The organism is Flavobacterium sp. SP2, from assembly GCF_057626655.1.
On sequence record NZ_JBVHBT010000002.1, the window covers coordinates 262631 to 277377 of the forward strand.

Annotated in this window: 13 protein-coding genes and 1 tRNA gene; 9 read left to right on the top strand and 5 right to left on the bottom strand. The window is 34.2% G+C overall.

Going from position 1 to position 14747, the window contains the following annotated elements:
* Window positions 1-199 precede the first annotated feature (199 nt).
* From ACZ098_RS05630 to ACZ098_RS05655, 6 genes are all read left to right on the top strand, one after another.
* Complete coding sequence (locus tag ACZ098_RS05630; protein WP_487310765.1) at window positions 200-778, top strand: RNA polymerase sigma factor; 579 nt, start codon at window positions 200-202, stop codon at window positions 776-778.
* Between the two features lie 5 nt (window positions 779-783).
* The gene (locus ACZ098_RS05635; protein WP_487310766.1) at window positions 784-1521 is read left to right on the top strand and encodes a tetratricopeptide repeat protein; all 738 of its coding nucleotides are present in this window, start codon (window positions 784-786) and stop codon (window positions 1519-1521) included.
* A 139-nt stretch (window positions 1522-1660) separates the two neighbouring features.
* Window positions 1661-2428, top strand: coding sequence for a TatD family hydrolase (locus tag ACZ098_RS05640; RefSeq protein ID WP_487310767.1), 768 nt, complete (start codon window positions 1661-1663; stop codon window positions 2426-2428).
* Window positions 2429-2493: 65 nt separating this feature from the next.
* Window positions 2494-3630, top strand: coding sequence for a 1-acyl-sn-glycerol-3-phosphate acyltransferase (locus ACZ098_RS05645; protein ID WP_487310768.1), 1137 nt, complete (start codon window positions 2494-2496; stop codon window positions 3628-3630).
* Complete coding sequence (locus ACZ098_RS05650) at window positions 3620-4648, top strand: asparaginase (RefSeq protein WP_487310769.1); 1029 nt, start codon at window positions 3620-3622, stop codon at window positions 4646-4648. The genes ACZ098_RS05645 and ACZ098_RS05650 overlap by 11 nt, the downstream gene beginning before the upstream one ends.
* Window positions 4649-4693: 45 nt before the next feature.
* Window positions 4694-4780: transfer RNA gene (locus ACZ098_RS05655), tRNA-Ser, on the top strand.
* 8 nt (window positions 4781-4788) lie between these two features.
* Here ACZ098_RS05655 and ACZ098_RS05660 read toward each other — a convergent pair.
* A complete protein-coding gene (locus ACZ098_RS05660) occupies window positions 4789-5556 on the bottom strand; it encodes a S1/P1 nuclease (protein ID WP_487310770.1) in 768 nt (255 codons plus the stop codon).
* Between the two features lie 370 nt (window positions 5557-5926).
* Here ACZ098_RS05660 and epsC point away from each other — a divergent pair, with 370 nt between their 5' ends.
* The 3 genes from epsC (at window position 5927) to ACZ098_RS05675 (ending at window position 8455) form a co-directional block, all read left to right on the top strand.
* Complete coding sequence (gene epsC / locus ACZ098_RS05665; RefSeq protein ID WP_487310771.1) at window positions 5927-6694, top strand: serine O-acetyltransferase EpsC; 768 nt, start codon at window positions 5927-5929, stop codon at window positions 6692-6694.
* 13 nt (window positions 6695-6707) lie between these two features.
* Window positions 6708-7616 carry a cysteine synthase A gene (cysK, locus tag ACZ098_RS05670; protein WP_487310772.1) on the top strand — a complete coding sequence of 303 codons (909 nt, stop codon included), beginning with the start codon at window positions 6708-6710 and terminating at the stop codon, window positions 7614-7616.
* A 128-nt stretch (window positions 7617-7744) separates the two neighbouring features.
* Window positions 7745-8455: a porin family protein gene (locus ACZ098_RS05675; RefSeq protein WP_487310773.1), complete on the top strand. Its 711-nt coding sequence runs from the start codon at window positions 7745-7747 to the stop codon at window positions 8453-8455.
* On the opposite strand, the gene ACZ098_RS05680 is transcribed toward ACZ098_RS05675, so the two are convergent.
* The 4 genes from ACZ098_RS05680 to ACZ098_RS05695 all read right to left on the bottom strand — a co-directional run bounded on the left by ACZ098_RS05680 (window position 8450) and on the right by ACZ098_RS05695 (window position 14744).
* The gene (locus ACZ098_RS05680) at window positions 8450-9055 is read right to left on the bottom strand and encodes a hypothetical protein (RefSeq protein ID WP_487310774.1); all 606 of its coding nucleotides are present in this window, start codon (window positions 9053-9055) and stop codon (window positions 8450-8452) included. The two genes, ACZ098_RS05675 and ACZ098_RS05680, sit on opposite strands and share 6 nt — an antisense overlap.
* 53 nt (window positions 9056-9108) lie before the next feature.
* Window positions 9109-10575, bottom strand: coding sequence for an RNA polymerase factor sigma-54 (gene rpoN / locus ACZ098_RS05685; RefSeq protein ID WP_487310775.1), 1467 nt, complete (start codon window positions 10573-10575; stop codon window positions 9109-9111).
* An 87-nt stretch (window positions 10576-10662) separates the two neighbouring features.
* Window positions 10663-12099: an asparagine--tRNA ligase gene (asnS, locus tag ACZ098_RS05690; RefSeq protein WP_487310776.1), complete on the bottom strand. Its 1437-nt coding sequence runs from the start codon at window positions 12097-12099 to the stop codon at window positions 10663-10665.
* A 227-nt stretch (window positions 12100-12326) separates the two neighbouring features.
* A complete protein-coding gene (locus ACZ098_RS05695; protein WP_487310777.1) occupies window positions 12327-14744 on the bottom strand; it encodes an efflux RND transporter permease subunit in 2418 nt (805 codons plus the stop codon).
* Between the last annotated feature and the right edge of the window lie 3 nt (window positions 14745-14747).

Sequence of the window (14747 nt, forward strand, 5' to 3'; positions counted from 1 at the left end):
TTGTTACTATTTGTTTTATACGGTTATATCAATTGGCTTTAAAATTTGTTACCCCTATTTTAAAATTATTTTTAAAATTTATTTTTCGGCAATTTCAAAATTCCAATTTCAGAACGTTTATACCACTATATCAAATGCTTTATAAATTTGTTACCTATTTATCTGTATTTTTTTTACATTAGCTGTAAATAAAGTACTTATGAAAGCAATTCAAGTGCATCAAGATCAACTTTACATCGAAGGATTATTGCAAAATAACTCTAGCGTAGTTCAATCGATTTATAAAAAATTTGCTCCTAAAGTGATTTATTATATCAGAAACAATAGTGGCGATTATGACGATGCTCAAGATGTAATTCAGGAAGTGCTAGTAACAATTTACAATCAAGCAAAAACTAATGGACTGCAACTTACCTGTCCGTTTGACGCCTATTTCTTTTTATTATGTAAAAGACGTTGGTTGAATGAGCTGAAAAAAACATCCAATAAACAGGTAACAATTACAGATGATAATGTATCTATAGAGGAAAACGTTCAGGAAATGACGTTTCAAACCGAAGTATTTGAAGAAAAACGCTCGCTTTTTGACGAAATGTTTCAAAAACTTGGTGCGAAATGTCAGGAAGTACTCCAACTTAGTTTTGTTACAAAAACGATGGAGGAAGTAGCCGAAAAACTGAATGTTACTTATGGTTATGTGCGCAAGAAAAAATCCATTTGCACTGGCCAATTAACCGAAATGATTCAACAATCCAGTAGATTTAAATCTGTAAAATAACAGTCATGAACGAAGAACAATACATTGGCTTTGAAAGTTATATCAATAACGAAATGCCGCAAGAAGAAAAAATACTGTTCGAAGAACAACTTCAGAATGACGCACAATTCAGACAAAGTTTTGAACTGTATAAAGAAACTACGCAATTTCTAAACACTAAATTTTCAACTGAAACATCAAGCTTCAAAGAGAACTTAACAGCAATTTCAAAAAATTATTTTGAGAATCTATCTTCATCCGAAACGCAAAACACCTCCAAAGTCATTTCGTTCAAACCTTGGCACTACTCTGTTGCCGCTTCGGTTGCGTTATTTATTGGAATCTTCTTTTTTATGCAAAATGGAACACCAGAATATTCTGATTACAATCAACATGAAACAGCAGTTTTTGTAGAGCGAAGTACTGCAGATGTAAACTTGAAAAATGCGCAAGATTTCTTCAATGCCAAAGAATATGAAAAAGCTGTTCAAGCATTTGAAAAAATTGAGGATTTCACCAATACTGAATTGCACTATTTTTATGGAATTTCACTAATTGAAACAAACGATTATGTAAAAGGAGAACTTTTGCTGTCAAATATAAAATCAGGAAATTCAGCATATAAAGACAAGGCAACTTGGAATTTGGCTCTATCAAAATTGAAACAAAAACAATATAAAGAATGTAAAGAGTATCTCACTCAAATTCCATCAGATGCCGAAGATTTTGATAAAGCGCAGCAACTATTAAATGATTTGGATTAGACTTTAGCGCAAAAATCACGAAAGCTATGGATTAAGTTTTGTGACTTTTGTGCTACTTTTTTTTTGTCAAACACTATTTTGTTTCATTACTTTTGCAATTCGATAGCCGAAACTTGCAACACAAAATCGCAATCCGATAATGATTCTTACCGATACACACACGCATTTATATTCTTCCGAATTTGAAAATGACCGACCAGAAATGATTCAACGCGCACTAGATGCCGGAGTTTCACGATTTTTCATTCCGTCGATTGATTCCTCTTACACTGAAAAAATGTACGATTTGGAACAACAATTTCCAGAAAATATTTTTTTGATGATTGGTTTACATCCGTGTTATGTAAAAGAAAATTATTTGGATGAATTAGCGCATGTAGCAACCGAATTGGAGAAAAATAAATTTTATGCAATTGGCGAAATTGGCATCGATTTATATTGGGACAAAACTACGTTAGAGATTCAAAAAATTGCTTTTAAACGTCAAATTCAATTGGCAAAGAACCACAAACTGGCAATAAACATTCATTGTCGCGACGCTTTTGACGAAGTTTTCGAAGTTTTAGAATCTGAAAAAAGCGACGAATTATTTGGAATTTTTCATTGCTTTTCGGGAAATTTAGAACAAGCCCAGCAAGCAATTTCTCTGAATATGAAACTCGGAATTGGCGGAGTTGCCACTTTTAAAAACGGAAAGATTGACCAATTTCTTAATCAAATCGATTTGAAACATATTGTTTTAGAAACCGATTCGCCTTATTTAGCGCCAGCGCCACATCGCGGTAAGCGAAACGAAAGCAGTTACACACTTTTGGTTGCTCAGAAATTATCCGAAATATACCAACTTCCACTAGAAGAAATTGCTCAGATTACTACAGAAAACTCTAAAGCTATTTTTGGTATTTAACCAATTCTTAATCGTAAAATGCGTTTTTTTTTGTTTATTTGTGATGCTAAAAAAATAAAACTAAAATGCAGAAATTTGATGCTATTCGTCCGTTTTACGATACCGAAGTAAATGAAGCCATTTGTTCCTCGTTAAATCATCCAATGATGAAGGCCATAATGGAATTTACCTTTCCAGAACTTGACGAATCCGTATGGAAAGAACAGTTAAAAAGAACACATTCTATACGAGATTTTCAGTGTAATTTTATTTATCAGGCTGTTCGTAAAGTACTAGAAAAATCATCTGAAGGACTTACCACTTCGGGTTTTGAAAAATTACAAAAAAATACTTCGTACCTTTTCATTTCAAACCATCGGGATATTATATTAGATACTTCATTACTAAATACTTGCATTTTCGAACACGGATTAGTCATGACAGCTTCTGCAATTGGCGATAACTTGGTAAAACGTGATTTTATGAATACGTTAGCCAAACTCAATCGAAATTTTTTAGTTCAAAGAGGTTTATCGCCAAGAGAATTATTGCAAAGTTCGAAATTAATGTCCGAATACATTGGTCATTTGCTGTTGCGCGAAAACCGTTCGGTATGGATTGCACAGCGCGAAGGAAGAACTAAAGATGGAAATGATGCTACACATTCTGGCGTTTTGAAAATGCTTGGAATGGGTTCTGACGAGCAAAATGTTATGGAATACTTTAAGAAATTAAAAATTGTACCTGTTTCTATATCCTACGAATACGATCCTACAGATGCTTTAAAAATGCCGCAATTAATGGCGGAAGCAAAAGCTGAAAAATATATTAAGGAAAAAAACGAAGATTTTGTTACACTTTTAAGCGGAATTATCGGTCAGAAAAAACGCATTCACATTCACGTTGGCGATGTTTTAGACACCGAACTTGATGTGATTGCTGAAGAAAACGACAATACCAACAAACAAGTTCAAGCTCTTGCCCAAACTATTGACGATTCTATTTTACAGTCGTACAAATTATGGCCAACTAATTATATTGCCTACGATTTATTAAATAAAACCAATTCATACAGCAATCACTACACTGAAGACGAAAAATCATTATTTGAAAGAAGATTAGAATTAAAAATTGATTGTTCGAATCAAATTATGATGGAAGGATTTTTGAACATGTATGCCAATCCGGTGGTGAACAAATCTAAATACGAAAATGCAATCTAAACCCAACATACTTCTTATTTATACCGGTGGAACTATTGGTATGATGAAAGACTTTGAAACTGGCGCTTTAAAAGCATTTAATTTTAGTAAATTATTACAAAAAATCCCTGAACTGAAACAACTCGATTGTCAAATTGAGACCATATCTTTTGAAAAACCCATAGATTCATCCAACATGAATCCTGAAAAATGGGTGAAAATTGCTACAATAATCGAAGAAAACTATGCATTGTTTGACGGATTTGTAGTACTTCATGGTTCAGATACGATGTCCTATTCAGCATCGGCATTAAGTTTTATGCTAGAAAATTTAGGGAAGCCTGTAATTTTCACAGGTTCACAATTGCCTATCGGTGATTTACGAACTGATGCGAAAGAAAATTTGATTACCGCAATTCAAATTGCCTCACTTAGAGTCAAAAACAAATCGGTGGTGAACGAAGTATGCTTGTATTTTGAATACAAATTGTACCGCGGTAACCGAACCACTAAGATTAATGCCGAACATTTCAAGGCTTTTTCGTCTCCTAATTTTTCTGCTATTGCCGAATCTGGTGTACATTTAAACATAAATCAACACGCTGTTTTACCCAAAAACGGAACCAAAAAACTAGTTGTTCATAAAAATTTAGACGACCATGTTGTAATTGTAAAAATGTTTCCGGGAATAAATGAAGAAGTATTGAATGCCCTAATTTCAATTCCGAATCTAAAAGGAATTATTTTGGAAACCTATGGTTCTGGCAATGCGCCAACCGAAGAGTGGTTCATACAGATTTTGAAAAAAGCAATTAAAAGCGGACTACATATTATCAATGTAACACAATGTTCTGGTGGTAGTGTAAGTATGGGTCAATATGAAACGAGTACCATGCTCAAAAAAATTGGCGTAATATCTGGAAAAGATATTACAACAGAAGCTGCAATTACAAAACTGATGTATCTTTTAGGGCAAAATGTTTCCCACTCGGTATTCAAAACTATTTTTGAAACATCATTGCGTGGAGAAATGGAATAAAATTTTGATTATTGCTAATTTTTAGTGTTCTTTGCAATCCCAAAAAGAGAGGTGTCCGAGTGGTTGAAGGAGCAAGCCTGGAAAGTTTGTATATGGGTAACTGTATCGTGGGTTCGAATCCCATCCTCTCTGCAACTATTTTACTTATCTGTAAAAACTTGCTGTAAAACTCCTGCAAGTCTTATCCCAGCAAGGTGAATTTGATTTTTGATAATAGGTAGATTTTCGTTTACATAATCTTCAGAAATTTTATTATTCTTGACATCATAAATGGTTTCCAACTGCATTCTTGAAGCAACCGACCACTTCACAACATCTACTTTTTGTATAGCATCAATTTCAATTTTCGAATATTGACGTTCCTTCAAACATTGCTTCAATTTTAATTTTTTAAATTCAATAATTCCCGAGTCGTATAACGAATGTAAATTGGTTCCTTTTCCGTTAAAATTTACTTGAAAATTATTACCGCCTTTATCGCTTCCATAACCAATATGCAAAGGTTGATGTAAATCGCCAATTAAATGAAATAGATAACATAAATTAGTCTTCACTTCTTCTTTAGACAACTTTTTGTACTCTCTCAATTTAACAATGCAACCGTTTAATGCCGATAAGATATTGTCGCAGCAATGCTCTTTTACCTCTTCATTTTTTTCGAAATTCACATAATGCAAAGGCTTTAAGTTATCGTATTTCTTGTCTTTTTTTATGTCGTCCATCCAATTGGCTGCTTCTTGAATTGTCATACCGTCAAGATATTCTTTTACAATTTTCTTAGTGTTTTTATCTAAATATTTAAAGGCAACTTCTGCTACCAACGAATGCCCTTTTTTACCCCAAGAATTCGAATTATTTGGAAAAAGAAATAGCAAAACAACAAACAATAAACACGTAAACGATTTCATAATATAATTTTCGGCAAAAGTAGCACAAATAAAAAGGTATAATGGAATTGAAAGATTAATTTTAAATCAATTTTAGATACAAATTGAGTACCTTTAATAAAAAGTTAAATTCTACTTATAATTTGGAAAGTAGACAAAAACTATCCATATTTGTATATACAAGTTTTAAAATGAAATCAATAGTTGCCAAATACATTTGTTGTTACTGCTCTCAAAATGAGGAGCTTTTTGTTATGGATTGATTATAAATAATATAATTACTAATTGACAAAACTCTTCAATCACCTGAAGAGTTTTGTTTTATAATACCATTTCGATGTCTGAAAATAAAACCATTTATCAATCTAATTTTCTTGAAAAAAGAATTTTGATGAGCAAAAAAAAAGCCAAATATTGGGTTAATGAAACCTCGAATTGGCTATTTTGCTCCACAAAAGAATATATAGATTACACCTATTTTCAAAAAAAGGAAAATGAATTACGTCTTTTATTAATTGAATTATTGGAAGAAGAATCGTTTTCAAACGAAAATGCAGTTGCAATTTCAACTACTTTTTTCGACTCCGCTAGTACGATTTACCAAGCACTTTTACAAGATTTAAGTGCCATTTTAGAATTTGATCCAGCAGCCAAATCGAGAAATGAAGTGTTAATAGCTTATCCGGGATTTTTTGCCATAACAGTGCACCGAATTGCCTTTGAACTATGGAAAAATAAAAGCACAATTTTATCTAGATTGATCGCTGAATACGCACACAGCAAAACTGGAATCGATATTCATCCAGCAGCCAAAATCGGCGAACGCTTTTTTATTGATCACGGTACTGGAATTGTAATTGGAGAAACTGCAATAATTGGAAAAAACGTAAAAATATATCAAGGTGTAACCCTTGGAGCATTGACGGTCAGTAAAGATAAATCAAATGAAAAGCGTCATCCTACAATTGAAGACAACGTAATTATTTATGCCAACGCAACAATTTTAGGTGGCAAAACTACTATAGGAAAAGATGCGGTTATTGGTGGAAATGTATGGATTACAAACTCTATACCTGCTCAATCTTTGGTTTTTCATAAAAGTGAAATAATAGTAAAAAGCAAACAATCATTTCCTGAAGCACTAAATTTTAGTATCTAAAAAATAAAAAACTATGAAAGCGAACAACATTTTAGAAACTATTGGCAATACTCCAGTAGTACAATTAAGCCGACTTTTTGAAAACAAAAATGTCTGGATTAAATTAGAACGCACCAATCCTGGTAACAGTATTAAAGACCGAATTGCACTGGCAATGATTGAAGATGCGGAACAAAAAGGATTGTTGCAACCCAACAGCATTATTATCGAACCTACATCTGGAAATACTGGAATTGGTTTAGCGCTAGTTGCGGCAGTAAAAGGATACAAAGTAATTCTAGTAATGCCCGAGTCGATGAGTGTAGAACGCCGTAAACTAATGGAAATATATGGCGCAGAATTTGAACTTACACCTCGTGAAAAAGGAATGAAAGGCGCTATTGAACGTGCAGCCGAACTGGTTCAAGAAACACCAAATGCTTGGTCGCCACAACAATTTAATAATCCAGCAAACATAGAAATCCATAAAACTACAACGGCTTTAGAAATTTTGGCCGACTTTCCAGAAGGGTTAGATTATATTATTACTGGAGTTGGTACCGGCGGACATATCACCGGTGTTGCCGAAGTTTTGAAAGAGAAATTTCCGAATTTAAAAGTTATTGCAGTCGAGCCAGAACTTTCTCCTGTTTTAAGTGGTGGAAGTCCAGCACCACATCCGCTGCAAGGAATTGGTGCCGGATTTGTACCTCAAAATTACCATGCCAATGCTATTGATGAAGTGATTCAAGTAAGCAAAGACGAAGCGTACGAATTTACTAGAGCAATTGCCCGAAAAGAAGGAATATTGGTAGGCGTTTCATCTGGTGCTTCGTTGGCTGCAGTTTCTAAAAAACTACTTGAAATTCCAAATGATGCAAGAGTTTTGACCTTTAATTATGATACAGGCGAACGCTACTTATCAATTGAAGGATTGTTTTAAGATCCCATTTATAGTACTATAAAAAATGCCTCATTTCTTTTGAGGTATTTTTTTTTGATATTTTAAAGTGAACTATATGCGAAGTTACTAGGAGTTTTTTTCGTAATTTTAGACCATAAAATAAAGGTATGCGATTTTTTTTAAAATTATTTTTACTCTTTTCTGTAGCTCAAGTTTTCGCTCAAGAATCTGTTATTGATACTACTAAAACTGTAGTTGATTCGCTGTATCGCGAAGACCAATTTTACTTCAATTTTACGTACAACAGCTTAGCCAAAACTCCCGACGGACTCAGACAAAATAAGTTTTCGCCTGGTATAGCATTTGGTTTTCTGAGAGATATGCCTTTGAACAAAAAAAGAACATTTGCAGTAGCATTGGGCTTGGGTTATTCATCTAGTTCCTACAATCATAACTTGTATCAGTACAAAGAACAAGATGGAAACGGAAATGAAACTAGAGTTTACGAAGTTTTATCGAGCGATATTTTTTATGATAAAAGCAAACAAGTTTTACATTACATCGACGTGCCATTCGAGATTAGATGGCGCAATTCCACCTACGACAGTCATAAATTTTGGCGTATTTATACCGGTTTTAAAGTAAGCTATTTATTCGCAGATAAATATAAATTTGTCAACGATGTACAAACGATTATTATCAAAAACAATCCTGATTTGAATAAATTTCAGTACGGTTGCTACTTAACTGCTGGTTGGAATACTTGGAACTTTTATGCCTATTACGGATTGAATCCACTATTTAAATCGGCAAAAATTGGCAACGACAATCTTAACATGAATACGTTAAATATAGGTTTGCAATTTTATATTTTATAGCCAGAAATACCAAAGCCCAATTTGAGGTAACATACCAACAAGATATCCTACTAGCAATTCTTTGGGCGTGTGCGCTTGCATTGCCAATCGGGAGGAAGCGACAAAGCCTGTAATGATGAATAAAAAGCAAATATATCCTACTTCATTTTGCCGATAATGCAACGAAAGTGCTACAACAAAAAAAGTCAAGGCGCTTAAAGCAATCATATGAATACTTGCTTTGAACTTTAAGAAAACCAGCAACAAGGCAAGCATTGTGCTGCAAATTCCAGAAAAAAAGAAGAAATAAAGCTCCGGAAACCTATCGATAGTGACGCTTTTTTCGATTAAAACATAGGTCAAAACTATTTGAACCAATAACGGAATTTTACGTTGCGAAGTTTCAGAAAGCATGATTGTATCTACTTTTCCAAAGGTTCTAAGCAAATAAAAAAACGACATTGGCAGAAAAAAAGTAATGATGATTACTTGAAATAAAAGCAGAAAATACTGCTCTTTAGTATAATATCCTTGATTGAAATAGATATAAAATAGTGTTCCAAGAAGCGGAATAAAAATAGGATGAAATAGGTAAGAAAAAAAAGGAAGGATTTTTTTCAAAATGGTACTGTTTTAATTTTTGCTAAATCAACTGGAAATAAATGGCAAAAAATCTATATTTTTTTTCTCATTCGTGCCACAGGAATATCAAGTTGTTCACGATATTTTGCAATAGTTCGTCGAGCAATTGGATAGCCTTTTTCTTTTAAAATTTCGGCCAGCTGATCGTCTGGAAGCGGTTTGCTTTTGTCTTCATCTTCAATAGTGTTTTGAAGAATTTTTTTAATTTCTAAAGTAGAAACATCTTCTCCTTGATCGTTTTTCATGGCTTCAGAGAAAAATTCTTTGATCAATTTAGTTCCATAAGGCGTATCGACATATTTGCTGTTGGCTACCCGAGAAACGGTTGAAATATCCAAGCCAACCATATCGGCAATATCTTTAAGAATCATCGGTTTCATTGAGGTTTCTTCTCCGTCAAGGAAATATTCTTGTTGAAAATGCATGATGGCATTCATGGTTACAAAAAGCGTTTCCTGACGTTGTTTTATGGCGTCGATAAACCATTTGGCCGAATCCAATTTTTGTTTGATAAACTGAACTGCTTCCTTTTGTGAACCCGATTTGTCTCTCGAATCTTTATAGGTTTGCATCATTTCTTGGTAATCTTTCGATACGTGAAGTGATGGTGCGTTTCTTCCGTTTAAAGTTAATTCGAGTTCGCCATCGTTGATTCTGATTGCAAAATCTGGAATGATGTTTTCGGTAACTTTATTGTTTCCTGTAAAAGAACCGCCTGGCTTCGGATTTAATTTTTCTATTTCGTGAATTGCTTTTTTGAGTTGCTCTTGCGAAATACTGTATTTTTGAAGCAATTTATCGTAATGTTTCTTGGTAAAGGCTTCAAATTGATTTTCGACAATATCTAAAGCTAAGTCTACATATTCTGTTGGTGTTTTATGTTTTAACTGCAACATCAAGCATTCCTGTAAATCGCGCGCACCAACTCCTGAAGGTTCTAATTCATGAATTACATGCAACATTCTTTCCACATTTTTCTCATCGGTGTAAATGCCTTGAGTGAATGCCATATCGTCTACAATATCCTGAATTGTTCTTCGGATGTAACCCATATCATCAATACTACCAACCAAGAATTCTGCAATTTCTCTATCAGAATCACTCAGAATAAACGTATTCAATTGATTGATTAAATCTTGATGAAAACTTACTGGCGATGCATACGGATTTTCGCGGTCGTCATCGTCGTCGCTAAAATTGTTGGCTTGCAGTTTGTAATCTGGAATTTCGTCGTTGCTTAAATATTCGTCAACGTTAATGTCGTCGGCTTCAATATTGTCGCTTCCTTCATAATCATCGTATTCGTCGTTGTTATCGAATTCGTCTTTTTCAAAAACCTCTTCCTCATCTTTTCCCGATTCTAACGCCGGATTCTCGTTCATTTCCTCCAATAATCGCTGCTCAAAAGCCAACGTAGGCAATTGAATCAACTTCATCAACTGAATTTGTTGAGGAGATAATTTTTGAGATAATTTGAATTGTAAGTTTTGTTTTAACATTTTTTATAGTTTAAAAGTTTATGGGTTTAAAAGTTTAAAAGCCTAGCAAACTAAACTTTTAAACAATTAAACTTTTAACCTTTTTTTTTAGAATTCTGCGTTTAAAGGTGTTCTTGGATAAGGAATTACATCTCTAATATTGGTCATTCCAGTTACAAATAATACCAATCGTTCAAATCCTAATCCGAAACCTGAATGCACCGCGCTACCGAATCTTCTGGTGTCTAAATACCACCAAAGCTCTTCTTCGTCGATTCCTAAAACTTTCATTTTTTCTAGCAAAACATCGTAACGCTCTTCTCTTTGACTTCCACCAACGATTTCTCCGATTCCTGGGAAAAGAATATCCATGGCGCGAACTGTTTTTCCGTCTTCGTTTAAACGCATGTAAAACGCTTTGATATTAGCTGGATAATCAAACAAAATTACCGGACATTTAAAATGTTTTTCAACCAAATAACGTTCGTGTTCGCTTTGCAAATCGGCACCCCATTCGTTGATGATGTAATTGAATTTTTTCTTTTTATTTGGAGTAGATTCTCTTAATATTTCTATAGCTTCAGTATAAGAAACTCGTTTGAAATTGTTTTCTAAAACGAAATTTAATTTTTCTAACAAAGCCATTTCACTACGCTCGGCTTGTGGTTTCGATTTTTCTTCGTCTAGTAAACGACCTTCTAAAAACTTTAAATCTTCGGGACATTTATCCATCGTATATTTAATTACGTATTGAATAAAATCTTCTGCCAAATCCATGTTATCGTCCAAATCATTGAAAGCAACTTCTGGTTCAATCATCCAAAACTCGGCAAGGTGACGCGAAGTATTAGAATTTTCTGCTCTAAAAGTTGGTCCGAAAGTGTAAATCTGACCTAAAGCCATTGCAAAAGTTTCGCCTTCTAATTGACCAGAAACCGTAAGATTGGTTTCTTTTCCGAAGAAATCTTCTTTATAATTTACTTTTCCGTCTTCGGTTCTTGGTGTATTGTCAAATGGCAAAGCGGTAACTTTGAACATTTCTCCAGCGCCTTCAGCATCAGAACCTGTGATGATTGGCGTGTTTACGTACACAAATCCTTTTTCTTGAAAATACGTGTGCACGGCGTGAGCCAAAACCGAACGAACTCTCATGATAGCACCAAACATATTGGTTCTTGCACGCAAATGGGCGTTCTCACGAAGAAAATCTAAACTTGGTTTGTTCTTTGGTTGTATTGGGAATTTCTCGGCATCGCAATCGCCAAGAATTTCTAATTTAGCAACTTGAATTTCGTATTTCTGTCCTGCGCCTTGACTTTCTACCAATGCTCCAGTAACCGAAATTGCAGCTCCAGTAGTAATTCTTTTTAAGGTTTCTTCGGGTGTGTTTTCAAAATCGACTACACACTGAATATTATTAATTGTTGAGCCATCGTTCAAGGCTATAAATTGATTGTTTCTAAAAGTTCTAACCCAACCTTTGGCATTTACTTCACTTATCGTAGAGGTGCTGTTTAATAACGCTTTAACTTTTGTATGTTTCATTTTAACTATTGGATATTAAATTTTTAACTATTTAGATAGGAATCTAACTGCAAATATAAATTTTTCTACTCATTTTTAGCCCTGATAGCAGTGAAAATCCTTTCTTTATAAATTGTATTTTTTCTTGCTTTTTTAAAGCGACCAACGGAAGCTCTTAAAATGGCGTAGAAAAAAGCAATTTGGAAAGAAAGATTGAAACGGATAGCAGGAATAGCTTCTAAAAATACTTATTTTTTTCGTTCTAATGCATCTAAATCTTCGTCGGAATGTTCTAGAATATCGATTGTAGGTTCCAGAAATTCTTGCTCGTTGGCCAATGTTTTATTGAGCGTTAACACTAACGAAGGCAGCAAAACCAAGTTGGACAGCATACCGAAACACAAGGTGATGGAAACTAATCCGCCGAGTGCAACCGTGCCTCCAAAACTAGAAAGCATGAAAACGGAAAAGCCAAAAAATAGTACGAGCGATGTGTAAAACATGCTGATTCCGGCGTCGTTGAAGGTTGCAAATACTGATTTTTTTATTTTCCAATCGTTTCGTGCCAATTCCAAACGGTATTGCGCTAAGAATCGTAAAGTATCATCGACAGACAAGCCAAATGCGATTCCGAAAACCAATAAAGTTGAGGGTTTTAAAGGAATTCCTAAAAAGCCCATGATTCCGGCAGTCATGATTAGAGGTAATAAATTGGGGATTATGGCTACCAAAACCATCTTGAACGAACGGAACATGATGGCTACCAATCCGCCAGTTAAAGCGAAAGCAAAAAGTAACGATGATAGTAAATTGTCTAGTAAATATTTGGTTCCTTTTTGGAAAACTGATGCTTTTCCTGTAATTACGACATCATACTTTGGTTCGGGAAAAAGCTTGTTTACTTTTCGACGCAATTGCGCTTCTACCTCTTCCATTTTTTCGCCGTTTTCGTCTTTGATAAACGTGGTCATTCTGGCAATACTTCCGTCGTTACTAAGGTAACTTTTGAGCTGATTGTCTTTGGAATTTTTTAAAGAATTCTTAATATATGGAAGCAAAAATGTTTCTTCTTGCGACGACGGGATTTCGTAAAACTCAGGATTTCCGTTATAATAGGCTTGCTTGAAACTTTTGGCAACATTTACAATTGAAAGTGGTTTTGAAAGTTCTGGAATTTCGGTTATGGTTTCTTCCAACTCTTCCATTCTGCGTAAATTGGTGAGTTTCATGGCACCATTTTTCTTTTTGGTGTCAATCATAATCTCCAAAGGCATTACCCCATTAAATTCTTTTTCGAAGAAACGAATGTCGTCGAAAAACTCGGTTTTCTTTGGCATGTCTTCAATGATACTTCCCGACATTTTGATTTCGTAAATTCCGATAATTCCGAACACTAAAAGCACTACAGCGGTAACATAAACTCCTACTCTATTGAACTTTACTGTTCTGATAATCCATTTAAAAAATGTGGTTAACGATTCGCGTTCTAAATGTCCGAGATGCCTTGCATTTGGTGGCGGAATGTAACTGAAAAATATTGGAATAATTAGTAAACTCAACAAGTAAATCGCTAAAATATTGAGCGTTGTAACGACTCCAAATTCTTTTAGAAGTACATTATTGGTAATTATAAAAGTAGCAAAACCTACCGCAGTTGTAATGTTGGTCATTAACGTTGCCGTTCCGGTTTTGGTAATGACGCGTTGTAACGATTTGGCTTTATTGGAATGTTTGTGGTATTCTTGATGGTATTTATTGATGAAGAAAATACAGTTTGGAATTCCGATTACGATGACCAATGTTGGAACCAATGCGGTTAGTACTGTAATTTCGTAACCCATTGCGCCCATGATTCCGAACGACCACATTACACCAATTATTACGACAATCATGGATACCATTGTGGCTCTAAACGAACGGAAAAAGTAGAAAAATATAAGTGATGTAATTAATAATGCTGCGCCAATAAACAATCCGATTTCGTCGATAATTGTTTTGGCGTTTAATGTTCGAATGTAAGGCATTCCGGAAACGTGCGGTTTGATGCCGGTTTCTTTATAAAATTTATCAATTTCGGGAATGAATTTATTTAGGATATACTCTTTTCTGGCGGTGGTATTTACAATTTTTTTATCGATGTAAATTGCCGAACGTACTGCTTGTGTTTGTTTATTGAAAAGTAATCCTTCGTAGAATGGAAAATTGGTAAAGAAATCATTTTTGAGACTTGTCAGGTACTTTTGATCATTAATTTTTTCAGGATTAACAAACGGTTTTAATTGGAAATTTTCTAATGAATCGTTTTTAACCAACTTCTGAAGATTGTCTACCGATATCACTAAACTTACTTCTTTGTCGGATTTGATGTTTTTCATCATTTGGCTCCAAGCCGCAAAAACTTTTGGTGTAAATAGTTTGGCATCTTTGGTAGCGATAACAATCAAATTTCCTTCTTCACCAAAATTATTTAGAAATTTATCGTAATCCACATTTACTTTATCATCTGCCGGAATAAGATTGGCTTCGGTTTTGGTAAACCTAACATTTTTCCATTGTAAGGCAAAAACTAGGGTAATAGCAAGAACTCCTAACAACAATACAACTCTGTTTCTAAGTATAACTCGCGCTACAAATTCCCAGAAACCAATACCTAACATCTTTTTCATATA

Bases quoted from the DNA above. Each gene is read 5' to 3' on its own strand.
- ACZ098_RS05630 (WP_487310765.1), top strand. From the start codon at position 200: ATGAAAGCAATTCAAGTGCATCAAGATCAACTTTACATCGAAGGATTA.
- ACZ098_RS05635 (WP_487310766.1), top strand. From the start codon at position 784: ATGAACGAAGAACAATACATTGGCTTTGAAAGTTATATCAATAACGAA.
- ACZ098_RS05640 (WP_487310767.1), top strand. From the start codon at position 1,661: ATGATTCTTACCGATACACACACGCATTTATATTCTTCCGAATTTGAA.
- ACZ098_RS05645 (WP_487310768.1), top strand. From the start codon at position 2,494: ATGCAGAAATTTGATGCTATTCGTCCGTTTTACGATACCGAAGTAAAT.
- ACZ098_RS05650 (WP_487310769.1), top strand. From the start codon at position 3,620: ATGCAATCTAAACCCAACATACTTCTTATTTATACCGGTGGAACTATT.
- ACZ098_RS05660 (WP_487310770.1), bottom strand. From the start codon at position 5,556: ATGAAATCGTTTACGTGTTTATTGTTTGTTGTTTTGCTATTTCTTTTT.
- epsC (WP_487310771.1), top strand. From the start codon at position 5,927: ATGAGCAAAAAAAAAGCCAAATATTGGGTTAATGAAACCTCGAATTGG.
- cysK (WP_487310772.1), top strand. From the start codon at position 6,708: ATGAAAGCGAACAACATTTTAGAAACTATTGGCAATACTCCAGTAGTA.
- ACZ098_RS05675 (WP_487310773.1), top strand. From the start codon at position 7,745: ATGCGATTTTTTTTAAAATTATTTTTACTCTTTTCTGTAGCTCAAGTT.
- rpoN (WP_487310775.1), bottom strand. From the start codon at position 10,575: ATGTTAAAACAAAACTTACAATTCAAATTATCTCAAAAATTATCTCCT.
- asnS (WP_487310776.1), bottom strand. From the start codon at position 12,099: ATGAAACATACAAAAGTTAAAGCGTTATTAAACAGCACCTCTACGATA.
- ACZ098_RS05695 (WP_487310777.1), bottom strand. From the start codon at position 14,744: ATGAAAAAGATGTTAGGTATTGGTTTCTGGGAATTTGTAGCGCGAGTT.